Raw genomic sequence first — 14,451 nt, 5'->3', positions numbered from 1 at the left:
CAATAGCGGTTAACCGCTGTGCAGTCGCCCGAACCCGACATGACTACGAATCAGTGGCAACGTCGCCGAGGTGGCGAAATCGGGGGGCGCCTCGCACACGGCGACCACGGCGTTCAGGATCTGCATCCCGATCTCGCCGCCGACCGTGCCGGTACCCCATTGAACGACCCGATGCACGATCGGACCGTAGCACCGTGCGGACCGACGACCTAGAGACGACGCAGGGTGACAATGGTGACGTCGTCGTCGGTCTCGCTCGACGCCATCGCCGTCGAGATCCAGGTCGCTGTCGAATCGGCTGTGCCACCGAGGGTTTCGGCCAACCGCTCGATACCGTCGTCGATCGGCTCGTCACGCCGTTCCACGAGACCGTCGGAGAACATCACCAGAGCCTGGCCGGGCGCGATGGTGAAGGCGCTCGCCTCATACGTCGTACCGATCGCTCCGATCGGCGGCGACAGTCGCACGGGTGCGGGCACGGCCACCTCCCCCGGCCGGGCGACGTATGGGATCAGGTGGCCGGCGCACGCCGCTTCGACCGATCCCGACCCCAGATCGACCCGCGCGACGATCACGGTGACGAACGCGCGCGACACCATGTGCAGGCAGAAATCGTTGAGCCGATCAAGCGCCTCGGCGGGGGTGTCGCCGGTGAACAGATACGCGCGCAACACATTTCGCATCTGCGCCATCGTCCCTGCGGCGGCCATGCCGTGACCGGCTACGTCTCCGATCAACACGATCAACCGGCCGTCGCGGGTCTCGAACGCGTCGTACCAGTCGCCACCGACGCGGCCGCCGACGGCGGGCTCATAGTGGGCCGACAGTTCCCAACCGTCAACGGTGGGGATGGACGTCGGCAACAGACTGCGCTGCAGGGTCTCGGCGACGCGGAGCGCGCCGCGGGTGCGGCGGTACAGCGATTCCACAAGGTGGCGCCGCAGCGCCTCGGCGGACTCGACCTCGGTCGCCGCCCACGGCTCGCTGCAGCGGTGCACGATCTCGCGCCATCGATCGAACGACTTTCGGGGGCTCAGCCGGACCTGGTCGCCTTGGCTGACCGCAATCGCCTTGTTGTGCGGGTCACCGCCCCAGTCGACGGAGCGCAGCACTTCGCTTCGGAACCAGATCGCGTACTGCCCGTCGGGCAGGTTGATCGCCAGCGCACCGGAGGCCAGCTGCGGGTCGAGGTCGAGGTCCGGTAGCTCCCGCGACAACGACTCGCTGCTCGCGATCTCGTCGCCTGCGTCGCGTGCCCACGCCGCGACGGCGGCCACGACGTCCTGCGAGGGCACCGACCCCAGCCCCTGATACTCACCGCCGATGTTGACGACGGCACCGTCGGCGGGCACGAGGTCCAGGAGGTCGGGGGCGCCGAGCAGTACGGCAGTCAGCGACTCGCTGTCGTCCAGGGTGGCGGCGGTGAGCTTGCTCAGGACGGCCTGCGCACCCAATCTCTTGTGGAGCTGTTCGTCTTCGAATTGGTCAACGAGCCGCAGCGACAGAGTCGATCCGAGGAATTCGGCCGCTGCTCTGGTCCCGAACGGCGGAAGATGCGGGCCGGCGTAGTGATGGCATGCGATCAGCCCCCACAGCCGTCCGTGACGCAGCAGCGAGATCGACATCGACGCCTGCACGCCCATGTTCTGCAGGTACTCGATGTGGATCGGTGAAACGCTGCGCAGCGTTGCATGCGTGAGGTCGGTCGGCTCCCCCCGTTCCGGGTCGACCGCGGGCACCAGCGGCGACGGCGTGTAGCCGACGTCGTCGATGAGCCGCAGCCAGTTCTTTTCGTACAGCGCGCGGGCCTGCGCCGGGATGTCGGACGCGGGATAGTGCAGTCCAAGGAACGAGTTCAGCTCATCGCGTTTGGCCTCGGCGACGACCTCGCCGTTGTACTGCTCGTCGTAGCGGTAGACCATCACGCGGTCGAAGCCGGTGAGCTGGCGGACTGCGCGTGCGGTCGCATCGTAGAGCTCGGTCAGGGTGGTGGCGTGGTTGAGCTCATCGATCGAACTGCGCACGGCCAGATAGGTGTTCGGGAAGGAGAACGGCCGTTCGCCGTAGGCGATCTCGACCTCGACCAGCAGGACGCCACCAGGCTCGCGATGCAGGATGACGTCGAACGCGCGCGACTCACCCGCCACGTCGATGACGCACTCGAGCGGGTTTCGTTGCCGTAGGTCACCTTTGGCCAACGTCGCCTGCTCGACGCGAACCGCCTCATCGACACCGATCAGGGATGACAGATGCTGTCCCAGAACGCTTTCCGCTGAGCGCCCGAGCAAGTCGACGACGTTGGCGCTGACCTGACGCACCTCGAGGTCGGACTCCCGCACCACGGCCAGCACGCCACGGGGTTGGACACTGCCGGGAATGTGAATCGGCTCGCGCGCGCAGTTGTCGAGGTCGACCGGTGTACCGACCGGCACGAAGTCGGGCGTCGCATCGTCGCTGCTGGTCACTTCGGCCGCGCATTCAGTTCGGCAACGGACAACAGTCGGGCCTCCAGATGGTCGAATTGTTCGAGCCCGCTGCTGGACCACATCACTGGCCAGTATGCACTGTCGGTATGGCGCCGGATCGGTGAGGTAGTGCGTCAGAAGAGGTTTGAACCGGTGAGCCCGCACCCCTTCTGACTGCGAATTGCCCGGTCCATACGGCACTTTCGAACCACAAGAAAGGAGCACCCCAACTGGGTGCCCCTCTCTTGTCGAGCCGCTGTGTCAGCGACCGTTGCCGAACCTCGGGGTCGTGTCGGTGGTGGCACTCTGGTGGTTGTCCAGCACCCAACCGTGGTGCCCGAGGTCGGCTTGCGCCAGGCCGGCCAACCCAATCACCGCCGTCGCGAGTCCGCTGGCAACGATCGCAGCAAAACCGAACTTCTTCATCTTCTTACCTTCTTCTGTCTCTCCGCGTTTGCCGGTTTGTGTTCTTTCGCACCGGCATAGCTCAAGGAACAGCGAGGTCAGACGAATAATTCCGTTGGCAGGAATTGATGGCTGGTTGGCAGAAATCCATCAGCAACCGGTGGGCCGCCATGTGGCCGCAGCCACAATTCGGCAAATTTGATCGCGGGCCTCACACGGACAGGGCGGACGTGACGCAGTGATCTGCGCCGGAAAGATATGGCGGTGGCGGAGGGATTTGAACCCTCGGACGGGGGTTACCCGTCACACGCTTTCGAGGCGTGCTCCTTAGGCCGCTCGGACACGCCACCGTGTGGCAGCTTACCGACGAGAGTGGCGAGCGCCCAAACCGTCACATAATCGCGGCCGGCGGCGTCATCATTTGATGACGCTGCTAGCTCGGTCATGTCCCCATACCCGAGGTTCAGGGAGCTTTCGAGACCGAATCGACGCATGCCAGCCACGCGTGGCCAGCAGCCCAACCGGGTAGCCAGGCGTTAGAAAGGTGGGCAATGAAGATCACTGTGCTCGCAGCCCTGGCGATCTCCGGGGCAATCGCGTCGCTCGTTCACGGGCCGAGCGCCGTCGCCGCCCCCGATTCCGAGTACTGCACGAGCTTGGCCAGGGCGGGATACCCGGGCGATTGCGTCACCTTGACCAAACTCGCCAAGGATGTCTGCGCGCAATACGATCGCGGCCTCGATCAGACCACCATCGTGGAACGCCTCGACGTCCTCACCAAAGATCAAGGCCTGTCGAACTACATCATGGCCGGCGCTCCGCTGTACTTCTGCCCGAAGTACGCCAGCCAGAACTGAACGTGCGCTGACTGCGACATCTCGTCCAATTTTTCGCAGTACGCGCACGTTCGACGCACACCACGGCGCAAGGCAAGCGGTTCACCGCTGGCTGGCGAAGAACGCCTCCAGCGGCGCCGCGCAATCGGCGGCCAGCACTCCCCCGCGGACTTCAGGGCGGTGCGTCAGGCGACGGTCGCGCACGACGTCCCACAGCGAACCGACCGCCCCGGTCTTGGGCTCCCACGCGCCGAACACCAGCCGCGCCACCCGCGCCATCACCAGCGCACCGGCGCACATCGTGCAGGGCTCGACCGTCACCGCCAGCGTCGTACCCTCCAGCCGCCACCCATCGCCGAGCACCTCCGCGGCGGCCCGCATGGCCAGGATCTCGGCGTGGGCCGTCGGATCACCCGTCTCCTCACGGGCATTGGTCGCCCGCGCCAACTCGGTGCCGTCGGCGGCCCACACGACAGCACCGATCGGGACGTCCCGCGGTCCGGCGATCGCCGCCGCCTCCAGCGCGGCACGGACCAGGTCCTCGTCGGTCATCGGCTTCGGCCCGATGACCGGTTCACCGGTCGAGACGGTCGAGCACCGCCGACAGTTCGTCGGCGAAGCCCATTTCACGCGCGATCCGCCCGATCTGCTCGTCGGCGTACAGGTCCGACTCGTCGAGGATGACGGCCAGCACCGCCTCGGGCAGACCGATGTCCGAGAGCAGCCCGAGATCGCCCTCCTCGAACGGCTCGTCGGGGTCCAGATCGTCCTCGCTGATGTCGTTGTCCAGCTTCTCCAGCACTTCCGCGGCGATGTCGTAGTCCAACGCGGCGGTGGCATCCGAAAGCAGCATCCGCGTCCCGGCCGGCGCGGGTCGCAGAATCACGAAGAACTCGTCGTCAACATCGAGCAGCCCGAAAACTGCCCCCGCACTGCGTATTTCGCGAAGCTCCGTCTCGGCGGCGGACAAACTGGTCAGCGCCGCCGAGCGCATCGCGGCGCATCGCCACTTGCCGTCCTCGCGAATCACAGCCACGCCGAATCCGTCCGGGCGGTCGGCGGCCTGCTTCGACGCTGCGGCACGCTGTGCTCCCATGGGGGCCAACGGTAGTCGCCGACCAGGGGATTGACCAGAAATCCGCAGCAAGGCTCATACCGCGCGTTACCAGGGATGTGCCAGGCTGGAAGGGTGACGAACACACCGGTCTGCGTGATCGGGTTGGGCCTGATCGGCGGATCCGTGATGCGCGCCGCCGCGGCGGCCGGACGCGAGGTCTTCGGCTACAACCGTTCGGTGGACGCCGTCCAGGCCGCGACGGCCGACGGCTTCGACGCCACCGAGGACCTCGACGAAGCGTTGACCCGGGCTGCGAAAGAGAACGCCCTCATCGTGCTCGCGGTGCCGGGGCCCGCCTTGGCGCAGATGCTGGGCCGCGTCCGCGATCTGGCACCGCAATGCCCGCTGACGGACGTGACCAGCGTGAAATCGTGCGTCCTGGACGAGGTCCGCGCCGTCGGGCTGCTCGACCGCTTCGTCGGCGGTCATCCGATGGCGGGCACTGCGGAGTCCGGCTGGGCGGCAGGCGACGCCCGGTTGTTCGTGGGGGCGCCGTGGGTGATCAGCGTCGACGATCACGTCGACCCCGATATCTGGACGCTGGTGATGAACCTGGCGCTGGACTGCGGCGCGGTGGTGGTTCCCGCCCGGTCGGACGAGCATGACGCCGCCGCAGCGACGATCTCGCACCTGCCGCACCTGCTCGCAGAGGCCCTGGCGGCGACGGCCGGTGAGGTGCCGCTGGCGTTCGCGCTGGCCGCCGGGTCGTTCCGCGATGGCACCCGCGTTGCGGCCACCGCGCCGGATCTGGTCCGCGCCATGTGCGAGGCCAACGCTGATCAGGTGCTCCCCGTCCTGGACCGGACCCTGCACCTGCTCAACCTGGCCCGCGCAGCGCTGGCCGAGGGCAACCCGCTGACCGAACTCGTCGACGCAGGCCACGCCGCGAGGGTGCGTTACGACAGCTTTAGCCGACCCGAGATCGTCACCATCGTGGTCGGAGAGAACAACTGGCGCGAAGAACTGGCCGCCGAGGGCCGGGCGGGCGGGGTGATCAGATCCGCTCTGCCAACCCTGGATAGTCGAGGATGAACCCTTCGGAGTCGACGGTCACCGTCGTCTCGGCGACCGGCGAGTGCAGCTTGATGCCGTCGGGTGCACTGCTGTAGCTGATCGTCACTTCCTCGACCGACAGCTCGGGCAACCTGACGTACACCACCGGCAGGACCACGGATTCGCTTCGCTCATACAGCCCGGTGCGCCTGATGGGCAGGGCGTTGAAGAACGGGCTGAACACCACATCGACATCCAGCGCGCCGCCGTACGCAGCACGACTGGTCTCTCCCGTGTGCTGCTGGACGAGCCACATGTTCTCCTCGTCCCGCGCGATCGACAGCTGGCGCTCCCGCTCGGCGAGCGTCACGGTCATCGACAGCCGCTTGGTGGCGCCCGTTTCATCGGTCACCAGGTCGTAGGACGCAGAGAATGCTGGGTGCGACGAGGTGGCGGCGGCGACGATCCGGCCGTAGGCCTTGATGCGGTTGCCCGAGAGCTGCACCCGCACCGACTCCATCCGGGGCTCATCGTGCGCACGCCAGGTCAGGGTTGCCGGAAAGGTGGCCTGTTGCTCTGAGCGCGCTGCTTCACTCACTCATCTACCGTAATTGACGAAGACTCGGCTCCGACACCGGTTGCGCCGATGATCGCGACTCCAGAGCAACCTCGTCGCTGAGCAGCGGCTGCGGCATACGGCGAAGCCGTCCCGCACCGGGCACCGACACCCAGACCGCGAACGCGAGCGCGGCGTCGAGAACCAAGGCCAGCGCCGTCACCATCAGCGCGCCGACCAGCGCCAGATAGAACTCGCGCACCTTGATGCCGTCGATCAGATACCGCCCCAGCCCGCCGAGGCTGGCGTACGCCGCGACGGTCGCGGTCGCGACGACCTGCAGCGTCGCGGTCCGCAGACCGCTGAGGATGAGCGGCATCGCGTTGGGCGTCTCGACTCGCAGCAGGATTCGCCGTTCGGTCATGCCCATCGACCTCGCGGCATCCACCACGGCCGGATCGACGTTGGCGATGCCCGAGTAGGTGCCCGCCAGCAGCGGCGGAATGCCGAGCAGCATCAGCGCCACCGTGGGCGGCACCAATCCCAGGCCCCAGAGCAGGACGCCGAGCAGCAGCACGCCGAGGGTCGGCAGCGCACGCAGGGCGTTGACTCCGGTGACGACCAGGAAGGTGCCGCGGCCGGTGTGCCCGATGAGCATCCCGAGCGGGACGGCGATGAGCGCCGAGAAGACGACCGCGATGACCGTGTACTGCAGATGCTCGAGAATGCGTGCGCCAAGCCCGGCCGGGCCGCCCCAGTTGGCCGCGGTGAAGATGTACGCCAACGCCTCCTGCAGGAACGTCATCGGACTCATCCGGTCACCGCCTTCACCCGGCTGGGACGCCCCGCGCGAGCCCATGGTGTCAGCGCTTTTCCGGCCAGCATGATCAACGTGTCGATGACGACCGCCAGCACGAAGATCGCGATGATGCCCGCCACGATCTGATCGCTCTTGTTGGCCTGGTATCCCTCGGTGAACCAGGTACCGAGACCACCGATGCCGATCACCGAGCCGACCGACACCATGGAGATGTTGGTGACGGCGACGACCCGCAGGCTCGCGATCAGCACCGGAATTGCCAGTGGCAGTTCAACTTTCAGCATCCGAACCAACGGCTTGTAGCCGACGGCGGTGGCGGCGTCGAGCACCGCGGGCGACACCGCGTCCAGCGCCTCGGGAACGGCTCGCACCAACAGCGCCACGGTGTAGAGCGTCAGCGCGACGATCACGTTCGCCTCGTCGAGGATGCGCGTCGGAATGATCAGTGGGAGAACGACGAACAGCGCGAGCGAGGGGATCGTGAAGATGATGCTCGCGGTCAGTGTCGTGATGCGTCGCAGCGTCGTCGTCCGTTGTACGACCGCACCGAGCGGCACCGCGATGATCAACCCCAGCAGGATCGGGATCAGCGACAGCCGCAGGTGGATCACCGTCAGCGTCCACAGGTCGTCCAGGTGGTTGAGCAGATAACGCATCGACTACCCCAGCTCCGGGACGCGGCGTTGCTCCTTGAGTGCCTCGAGGACATCGTCGGCGCGCACCCCGCCGATCAGCCGGCCCTCGTCGTCGACCGCGACTCCCAGTCCGCTCGGTGAGGACAACGCGGCGTCCATGGCTTGCCGCAGAGTGTTGTCCGGCCGGAAGAACGACCCGCCGCCGATTGTGCTGTCGTAGAGCGCCTTGCCCTTGCGGTGCAGGTCGACCCCCTCGGCGTTGATCCACGCGTAGGGCTTGCCGTCCTTGATCACCAGCGCCCACTCGCCCTGGGCCAACGACACGCTGTCGACGTCGTCCTCGGCGACGTGGCTGATCTCATGCAGCGGCAGCCCCGTCGCGTGGAAGAACTGCAGCCCGCGATAGCCGCGGTCGGCGCCGATAAACGCCGACACTTCACTATTGGCGGGGTTGGACAGTAGAAATTGTGGGTCCCCGTACTGCAGCAGCACCCCGCCGCGACCGAACACCGCGACCTTGTCGCCGAGCTTGACCGCCTCGTCGATGTCGTGGGTGACGAACACGATGGTCTTACGCAGTTCGCTTTGCAGCCGCAGGATTTCGGTTTGCAGATCCTCTCGCACCACGGGATCGACGGCGCTGAACGGCTCGTCCATCAACAGGATCGGCGGGTCGGCGGCCAACGCCCTGGCCACCCCGACGCGCTGCTGTTGACCACCCGACAGCTGTGCCGGATAGCGGTTCGCGAGTTTGGGGTCCAGGCCGACTCGTTCCATCACCCCCAACGCGGATTTGCGTGCGCTGCGCCGTGATTCGCCCCGCAGCACGGGTACGGTGGCGACGTTGTCGACCACCCGAAGGTGCGGCATCAATCCTGCGCTCTGGATGACGTAGCCGATGCCGAGCCGCAACTGGACCGGGTCGACCTTGGTGACGTCCTTGCCGTCGACGGTCAGCGTGCCCGAGGTCGGGTCGATCATCCGGTTGATCATCCGCATCGAGGTGGTCTTACCGCAGCCCGACGGGCCGACGAAGACCGTGAGCGTGCCCTCCGGAACCTCGAGCGTCAGATCGTCGACCGCGACGGTGCCGTCGGGATACTTCTTGGTGACGTTTTCGAATGTGATCATTTCTGCACCGGTTGGTCGAAGCCGTTGTCCTTGATCCACTTCTCGGCCGCTTCGTCGGGGTCGATGCCCTGATTGCCCTCGACCGAGGTGTTGAGCTCGATCAGCGCCTCGGTGGTCAGCTTGGCGCTCACCGCGTCGAGCACGGTCTTGAGTTCGGTCGACATCTTCTGCGATGCGACCAGCGGAACGACGTTCGCGGCGAGGAAGACGTTCTCCGGGTCGTCGAGGACCACCAGCTTGTTCTGCTCGATCGAGGGTGAGGTGCTGAAGATGTTGGCCGCGGTGATGGCTCCGCTGGTGAGGGCCTTCACCGTCGCCGGGCCACCGCCGTCGCTGATCGAGACGAAGTTGGCGGGCGCGATGTCCAAGCCGTATTTGTCCTTCAGGCCCACCAGCCCGGTCACCCGGGTCTGAAACTCCGATGGCGCACCGACTTTCACTTCCGGCGAATGCTTCGCGAGGTCGGCGATCGACTTGAGATTCCACCGCTGCGCCGTCTCCTCGGTGACCGCCAGGGTGTCCTTGTCCTCCGCCGGCGACGGATACAGGATCGACAGGTCGCCCGGAAGCGCTTTGAGCAGCGCGATCAATACCGCATCGGGCGTCGTCGCCGTCGCCTCCGGATCGAAGTACTGCAGCAGGTTGCCGGTGTATTCCGGAATCAGATCGATGGAATGGTCTTGCACCGCAGGGATATAGGTCTCGCGACTGCCGATGCCGAATTGGCGGCGGACCGTGAACCCGTTGGCCTCCAGTGCCTGGGCATAGATCTCGGCGATGATCTTGCTCTCCGTGAAGTCGGCGGAACCGACCGCGATCGACTTTAGATCGCCGGATATCGCCCCACCGCCGAGCGGATTGGAGCTACCGCACGCCGAGGTCAGCGTTGCGATGAGCGCGAGCAGGGCCGCCAGGATCGGCAGCGATCTACCAGGGGACATGTGCCAGCCCTCTCGGCCTTTCGACATCTGATGGACAGTATCGACATGCAGGCGGTGACGCCGCGCTTTAGCTCAGCGTGAGTACCCATACCGGTTTCATTCGACGCCCGGAAGGGCAAAGATGGACCCATGACCAGCGATCCGCCTGTCCCGCCCGATCTGCCGCCGCCGCCGGTATCCGGCAGGGGCGAGCCGCCGGATCCGGTCGCCACCCCGGGTGAATATCTCGTCAAACCGGAGTCGGCGCTCAAGTTCACGCGCGCCGCCGCGCTGTGGGCGGCGTTGATCGCCGGGTTCATCATCCTGATCGTGCTGCTCGTGTTCATCATGCAGAACACCGACTCCACGACCATCCACTTCTTCGTCTGGGAGTGGAATCTGCCTGTGGGCGTGGCGATTCTGTTGGCCGCGGTATGCGGAGGTCTGCTGACGGTCGCCGTCGGTAGCGCGCGCATCGTGCAACTGCGCCGCGCCGCGAAGCGCAACCTGAAGTCGCAGAGCCCCTGACTTCCCCACGAACAGACACAAACACCCCCTTTTTCGCGGCGTGTCGGGGGTTTTCGCGTCTGGTCGCGGTGAGAACTCGCCCAGAGCTGCTAGCGCTTGAGCGTCTCCAGACCCGCGCTGATCAGCGGACCGACAGCTTCGGCGACCTGGTCGGTGTCCTCGGCGACACCGCCGCCCTCCCTGCCGCGGTAGGCGATACCTGCGGAGATGATCGCCAGCTTGAAGTACGCCAGCGCCATGTAGAAGTCCCAGTGGTCCAGCTCGACGCCGGCCGCGACGGCATATCGCTGCGCGAGCTCGTCAGCCGACGGGATCAGCGGTGACGACCAGGCCGCGTCCGCGTGCACCAGGTTGAACATCGGATGGCGGTACACACACATCAGCGCGGCGTCGCTGATCGGGTCACCCAACGTCGACATCTCCCAGTCGAGGACGGCGAGCACCTTGGTCGCGTCGTCCTTGTCGAGCATCGTGTTGTCGATGCGGTAGTCGCCGTGCACGATCGCCGTGCGGCTCTGCGACGGAATCGCTTCTCCCAGAGCCGAATGCAGCCGCTTCACGTCAGCGTCACACGGATCGTCCTCAGTGCGCACCAGTTCCCACTGGCCACCCCAGCGCCGCACCTGACGTTCCAAATAGCCCGTGGGTTTTCCGAAGTCGCCGAGCCCGACGGCCTCTGGATCGACGGCGTGCAGATCGGCAAGGACCTTGATCAACGCGTCGACACAGGCGTTGATGACCTTCTCGTCGCCGAGCGCCTCGAGTTGGTCGGTGTGCCGGACTACGCGGCCATCCACGTACTCGACCATCTGGAACGGCGCCCCGAGCACCGAGTCGTCGTTGAGCATCGTGACGGCGCGAGCCACCGGCACCGCCGTGTCACGCAGCGCGGCCACCACCCGGCATTCGCGCGCCATGTCGTGGGCCGACGGGGTCAGCCCGTGCAGCGGGGGACGGCGCAGCACCCACTTGGACGCGTCGTCGTACACCAGAAAGGTCAGGTTGGACCGGCCACCCGAGATGAACTCGCCGCGCAGGTCGCCGGTGCGAGGGATGCCTACCGAGCGCAGGTGGCGGTCCAGGGCGTCGAGGTCAAGCCCTTCGAGCGAATTTGTCACCGGAACTGTCTACCACTGCTGGTTTCGGGGCAGCAGATCCCATACATGCTCGGTCGCGTTGATACCCGCCACGAAGAACCTCTCCTGCCGCGACGACCACAGCAGCCGGGTGATCCCCGCGTAGTCGACCTGCACACACAGCAGCCGCTCGGTGTTCATGGCCCGGTGGGCCGTCGCGTTGATGACTCCGCCATGGGTGAAGACGGCGACGGTGTCCTCGCGGTCGGCGGTCACCAGGATGTCGTCGATACCCTCCGCGACCCGCGCGATGAACGCCGGCTGGTCCACCCCGCTGGGCAGGTCGCCGTTGAAGAGCCGCTTCATGTCCTCTTCGGAGATCTCCTCGACCGGGGTGTAATGCGAAAGATCGCGGTCGTATTCGGCGAGCCGCTCGTCGATGTCGATCGCCATCCCCAGCGCGTCGGCCACCGGCTGCGCGGTCTGCCTCGCCCGGATCTGCGGGCTGCTGACGATTCGACTGATCGGGAAGCGGGCCAGCGCATCGGGCAGCCTCTTGGCCTGCTCGATACCCTCCTCGGACAGTTCGGGGTCGGAACCCTGCCCGGGTTCGCTGCGGAGCGGCAACGCATGCCGGATGAGTAGCAACTGCACCGTGACACCATAGGACGCGTGCGCGCATTCGCTTGTCCCGTGTGCAACAACTTCACGCCGTTCGAGGCGGATCGCTGCCACACCTGCCATGCCGCGCTGGGGTTTCACCCGCCCACGATGTCGATGCTTGTGGTCACCGACGAGACGGTCAGCGTCGACGGCCGGCGGTGGATCCGCTGCACCCAGAGCCGCACGCTCGGCTGCAATTGGCTTGTGCCCGAGCAGGAGCGGGACGCGCACCAACGTGGCCGCTGCCAGGCCGACGCGCTGATCCGTCGTGAGCCCGACGCCTCGGACACCATCGCGCGGGAGAAGCTGGTACCGACGGCCGCGGCCATGCGGCGGCTGGTCTACCAGCTGCTCGACCTCGGCCTACCCGTCGACCCGTTCTGGCGCCGCGACGGCGGCCTGGCCTTCGACCTGGTGTCCAGTTACAGCGAGGGTGAGCGCGTGGTGATCGGCCACGCCAGCGGGGTCATCACCATCGATCTGGTCGAGTCGCTCGACGCGTACCGAGAATCCCTGCGCGTGCGCCTCGGCGAGCCGTACCGGACCATGCTCGGCCACTTCCGCCACGAGGTCGGCCACTACTACCAGAACGTCCTGGTCGAGACGGGCCCCGGCGCCGACCGATACCTGGCACAGTGCCGGGACCTGTTCGGAGACGAACGCACCAGCTACGCCGACGCCCTCGATCGGCACTACACGTTCGGCGCACCCGACGGCTGGCGGGAGACCTTCATCTCGGAGTACGCGACCATGCACCCGTGGGAGGACTTCGCCGAGTGCTTCGCCCACTATCTGCACATCGCCGACGCCATCGAGACCAGCCGCGAGGCCGGCATGGTTCTGCACGCCGACCGGCTTCGCTTCGCGGCACCCCGCGACGTCGTACCGCTGGCGTCGTACGCGGACGAGCCCATCGAACAGATGCTGTACGACTGGAAGTGGATGTCGCTGTTCTTCAACCGAATCAACACCGGGATGGGTAAGAATCCGTTGTACCCGTTCGAGATTCCGCCACCCGTCGTGGCCAAGCTCGGGTTCGTGCACCGGGTGATCCGGGAGACCGCCACCGACCAACGCCGCGAGGAGGAAGTGCCGCTGTGAGCTCAGGACGAGGGTATGCGGACGAGTTGTTCGACCTGACCGACCGGGTGGTGCTGGTCACCGGCGGTAGCCGAGGGCTGGGCAGGGAGATGGCTTTCGCGGCCGCGAAGTGCGGTGCGGACGTCGTCATCGCCAGCCGCAAGTACCACGCGTGCGTGGCCACCGCGGAGGAGATCAGTGCCGCGACGGGCCGTGCCGCGCTGCCGTACCAGGTGCATGTCGGGCACTGGGACGAGCTCGACGGGCTGGTCGACGCGGCATACGAGCGTTTCGGCAAGGTCGACGTTCTCATCAACAACGCTGGGATGTCACCGCTCTACGAGTCGCTGACCTCGGTGAGCGAGAAGTTGTTCGACGTGGTCGTGAACCTCAACTTGAAGGGCCCGTTCCGGCTCTCGGCGCTCGTCGGTGAGCGGATGGTCGCCGACGGGGGCGGCTCGATCATCAACGTCAGCTCGACAGGATCACTGCGTCCCGGCCCGCATGAGCTGCCCTATGCAGCGGCCAAGGCCGGGCTGAATGCGTTGACCCAGGGTCTTGCCCTGGCCTACGGCCCGACTGTGCGCGTCAACACGCTGATGCCCGGACCGTTCCTCACCGATATCAGCAAGGCGTGGGACATCCCCGCCTTCGAGAAGGGCGCGCAGGCATTCGCGCTCAAACGTCTCGGCCAGCCTCCCGAAATCATCGGCGCCGCACTGTTTCTCGCGTCGGACGCCTCGAGCTACACCAGCGGTTCGATCCTGCGGGTCGACGGCGGGATTCCGTAGTTACGCGACCGCCGTTGCGATATCCGCACTGAGTGGTGCGATCGCGGCAATGATCTGCTGGACGATCTCGTCAGGAACGCCCGCGGCGATGAGGCTGGCGCTCAGATGCCCGGCCACCAGGTTGAAGTGGTGCATCGTGATGCCGCGGCCCTGGTGCACCTGGCGCATCGGGGCGCCGGTGTATGGTTCGGGCCCGCCGAGCGCGGCGGCGAAGAACTCGACCTGCTTGCCCTTGAGTCTGGGCATGTTGGTGCCGGTGAAGAAGTGGGCGAGTTCGGCGTCGGTGAGTACGCGGTCATAAAAGTCGGCTACGACGACTTCCAACCCCTCGTATCCACCTACCTGATCGAAAACGGTTGGCATGAAGCAAGTACAGCGCACCGGCGTTGCACCGTCGTTTTCCGCGAGTTGCGTGGACGCTAATTCGTCCTCACA

At 66.3% G+C, this 14,451-nt stretch carries 17 protein-coding genes, 1 tRNA gene and 1 pseudogene; 5 read left to right on the top strand and 14 right to left on the bottom strand.

Annotated features, from left to right (window positions below; genetic code table 11):
- Positions 1-9: 9 nt before the first annotated feature.
- The 4 genes and pseudogenes from H7J93_RS27600 to H7J93_RS27585 all read right to left on the bottom strand — a co-directional run.
- Positions 10-126 (bottom strand): annotated as a pseudogene (locus tag H7J93_RS27600) (dihydrodipicolinate reductase); the annotation flags it as partial.
- An 83-nt stretch (positions 127-209) separates the two neighbouring features.
- Complete coding sequence (locus H7J93_RS27595; RefSeq protein WP_267309464.1) at positions 210-2,465, bottom strand: SpoIIE family protein phosphatase; 2,256 nt, start codon at positions 2,463-2,465, stop codon at positions 210-212.
- 261 nt (positions 2,466-2,726) lie between these two features.
- The gene (locus H7J93_RS27590; RefSeq protein ID WP_267309463.1) at positions 2,727-2,891 is read right to left on the bottom strand and encodes a hypothetical protein; all 165 of its coding nucleotides are present in this window, start codon (positions 2,889-2,891) and stop codon (positions 2,727-2,729) included.
- Positions 2,892-3,129: 238 nt separating this feature from the next.
- Positions 3,130-3,220 (bottom strand) — tRNA-Ser (locus H7J93_RS27585).
- A gap of 201 nt (positions 3,221-3,421) precedes the next feature.
- Here H7J93_RS27585 and H7J93_RS27580 point away from each other — a divergent pair.
- On the top strand, positions 3,422-3,727 hold the full coding sequence (locus tag H7J93_RS27580) for a DUF732 domain-containing protein (protein ID WP_267309462.1): 306 nt from the start codon (positions 3,422-3,424) through the stop codon (positions 3,725-3,727).
- 81 nt (positions 3,728-3,808) lie between these two features.
- On the opposite strand, the gene H7J93_RS27575 is transcribed toward H7J93_RS27580, so the two are convergent.
- Together H7J93_RS27575 and H7J93_RS27570 are read right to left on the bottom strand one after the other, a co-directional pair.
- Positions 3,809-4,258, bottom strand: a complete 450-nt coding sequence (locus H7J93_RS27575) for a nucleoside deaminase (RefSeq protein ID WP_267309461.1) — start codon at positions 4,256-4,258, stop codon at positions 3,809-3,811.
- A 22-nt stretch (positions 4,259-4,280) separates the two neighbouring features.
- Positions 4,281-4,802: a tRNA adenosine deaminase-associated protein gene (locus tag H7J93_RS27570; RefSeq protein ID WP_267309460.1), complete on the bottom strand. Its 522-nt coding sequence runs from the start codon at positions 4,800-4,802 to the stop codon at positions 4,281-4,283.
- A gap of 75 nt (positions 4,803-4,877) precedes the next feature.
- Between H7J93_RS27570 and H7J93_RS27565 the strand changes: the two genes are divergently transcribed.
- The gene (locus H7J93_RS27565; protein ID WP_499893251.1) at positions 4,878-5,855 is read left to right on the top strand and encodes a prephenate dehydrogenase; all 978 of its coding nucleotides are present in this window, start codon (positions 4,878-4,880) and stop codon (positions 5,853-5,855) included.
- On the opposite strand, the gene H7J93_RS27560 is transcribed toward H7J93_RS27565, so the two are convergent.
- From H7J93_RS27560 to H7J93_RS27540, 5 genes are read right to left on the bottom strand one after another with little or no spacing between them, the layout of a single operon-like run.
- On the bottom strand, positions 5,818-6,414 hold the full coding sequence (locus tag H7J93_RS27560; RefSeq protein WP_267309458.1) for a putative glycolipid-binding domain-containing protein: 597 nt from the start codon (positions 6,412-6,414) through the stop codon (positions 5,818-5,820). The genes H7J93_RS27565 and H7J93_RS27560 overlap by 38 nt on opposite strands.
- A 4-nt stretch (positions 6,415-6,418) precedes the next feature.
- On the bottom strand, positions 6,419-7,177 hold the full coding sequence (locus tag H7J93_RS27555; protein WP_267309600.1) for an ABC transporter permease: 759 nt from the start codon (positions 7,175-7,177) through the stop codon (positions 6,419-6,421).
- A gap of 5 nt (positions 7,178-7,182) precedes the next feature.
- The gene (locus H7J93_RS27550) at positions 7,183-7,848 is read right to left on the bottom strand and encodes an ABC transporter permease (protein WP_267309457.1); all 666 of its coding nucleotides are present in this window, start codon (positions 7,846-7,848) and stop codon (positions 7,183-7,185) included.
- A gap of 3 nt (positions 7,849-7,851) precedes the next feature.
- On the bottom strand, positions 7,852-8,958 hold the full coding sequence (locus H7J93_RS27545) for an ABC transporter ATP-binding protein (protein WP_267309456.1): 1,107 nt from the start codon (positions 8,956-8,958) through the stop codon (positions 7,852-7,854).
- Positions 8,955-9,899 (bottom strand): ABC transporter substrate-binding protein, encoded by a 945-nt coding sequence (locus H7J93_RS27540; RefSeq protein WP_267309599.1) that lies wholly within the window; start codon positions 9,897-9,899, stop codon positions 8,955-8,957. Before H7J93_RS27540 ends, H7J93_RS27545 begins: the two co-directional genes overlap by 4 nt.
- A 129-nt stretch (positions 9,900-10,028) precedes the next feature.
- Between H7J93_RS27540 and H7J93_RS27535 the strand changes: the two genes are divergently transcribed.
- The gene (locus tag H7J93_RS27535; protein WP_267309455.1) at positions 10,029-10,406 is read left to right on the top strand and encodes a LapA family protein; all 378 of its coding nucleotides are present in this window, start codon (positions 10,029-10,031) and stop codon (positions 10,404-10,406) included.
- Positions 10,407-10,495: 89 nt separating this feature from the next.
- Here the strand turns inward: H7J93_RS27535 and H7J93_RS27530 are convergent, their stop codons facing one another.
- Both H7J93_RS27530 and H7J93_RS27525 read right to left on the bottom strand, forming a co-directional pair.
- Entirely contained in the window at positions 10,496-11,524 is a 1,029-nt protein-coding gene (locus H7J93_RS27530) for a phosphotransferase family protein (RefSeq protein ID WP_267309454.1), read from the bottom strand.
- A 9-nt stretch (positions 11,525-11,533) separates the two neighbouring features.
- On the bottom strand, positions 11,534-12,136 hold the full coding sequence (locus H7J93_RS27525) for a histidine phosphatase family protein (RefSeq protein ID WP_267309453.1): 603 nt from the start codon (positions 12,134-12,136) through the stop codon (positions 11,534-11,536).
- Between the two features lie 18 nt (positions 12,137-12,154).
- On the opposite strand from H7J93_RS27525, the gene H7J93_RS27520 reads away from it, so the two are divergent.
- Positions 12,155-13,246, top strand: a complete 1,092-nt coding sequence (locus H7J93_RS27520) for a zinc-binding metallopeptidase family protein (protein ID WP_267309452.1) — start codon at positions 12,155-12,157, stop codon at positions 13,244-13,246.
- Positions 13,243-14,016, top strand: coding sequence for an SDR family NAD(P)-dependent oxidoreductase (locus H7J93_RS27515; protein ID WP_267309451.1), 774 nt, complete (start codon positions 13,243-13,245; stop codon positions 14,014-14,016). The genes H7J93_RS27520 and H7J93_RS27515 overlap by 4 nt, the downstream gene beginning before the upstream one ends.
- Here the strand turns inward: H7J93_RS27515 and H7J93_RS27510 are convergent, their stop codons facing one another.
- Positions 14,017-14,379, bottom strand: a complete 363-nt coding sequence (locus tag H7J93_RS27510) for a group I truncated hemoglobin (protein WP_267309450.1) — start codon at positions 14,377-14,379, stop codon at positions 14,017-14,019.
- Between the last annotated feature and the right edge of the window lie 72 nt (positions 14,380-14,451).

Source organism: Mycobacterium barrassiae (genome assembly GCF_025822765.1).
GTDB lineage: Bacteria > Actinomycetota > Actinomycetes > Mycobacteriales > Mycobacteriaceae > Mycobacterium > Mycobacterium barrassiae.
This window is presented reverse-complemented; position numbering and strand designations above follow the sequence as displayed.

Bases quoted from the DNA above. Each gene is read 5' to 3' on its own strand.
- H7J93_RS27555 (WP_267309600.1), bottom strand. From the start codon at position 7,177: ATGACGTTCCTGCAGGAGGCGTTGGCGTACATCTTCACCGCGGCCAAC.
- H7J93_RS27570 (WP_267309460.1), bottom strand. From the start codon at position 4,802: ATGGGAGCACAGCGTGCCGCAGCGTCGAAGCAGGCCGCCGACCGCCCG.
- H7J93_RS27580 (WP_267309462.1), top strand. From the start codon at position 3,422: ATGAAGATCACTGTGCTCGCAGCCCTGGCGATCTCCGGGGCAATCGCG.
- H7J93_RS27550 (WP_267309457.1), bottom strand. From the start codon at position 7,848: ATGCGTTATCTGCTCAACCACCTGGACGACCTGTGGACGCTGACGGTG.
- H7J93_RS27510 (WP_267309450.1), bottom strand. From the start codon at position 14,379: ATGCCAACCGTTTTCGATCAGGTAGGTGGATACGAGGGGTTGGAAGTC.
- H7J93_RS27545 (WP_267309456.1), bottom strand. From the start codon at position 8,958: ATGATCACATTCGAAAACGTCACCAAGAAGTATCCCGACGGCACCGTC.
- H7J93_RS27565 (WP_499893251.1), top strand. From the start codon at position 4,878: ATGTGCCAGGCTGGAAGGGTGACGAACACACCGGTCTGCGTGATCGGG.
- H7J93_RS27590 (WP_267309463.1), bottom strand. From the start codon at position 2,891: ATGAAGAAGTTCGGTTTTGCTGCGATCGTTGCCAGCGGACTCGCGACG.
- H7J93_RS27540 (WP_267309599.1), bottom strand. From the start codon at position 9,899: ATGTCCCCTGGTAGATCGCTGCCGATCCTGGCGGCCCTGCTCGCGCTC.
- H7J93_RS27575 (WP_267309461.1), bottom strand. From the start codon at position 4,258: ATGACCGACGAGGACCTGGTCCGTGCCGCGCTGGAGGCGGCGGCGATC.
- H7J93_RS27535 (WP_267309455.1), top strand. From the start codon at position 10,029: ATGACCAGCGATCCGCCTGTCCCGCCCGATCTGCCGCCGCCGCCGGTA.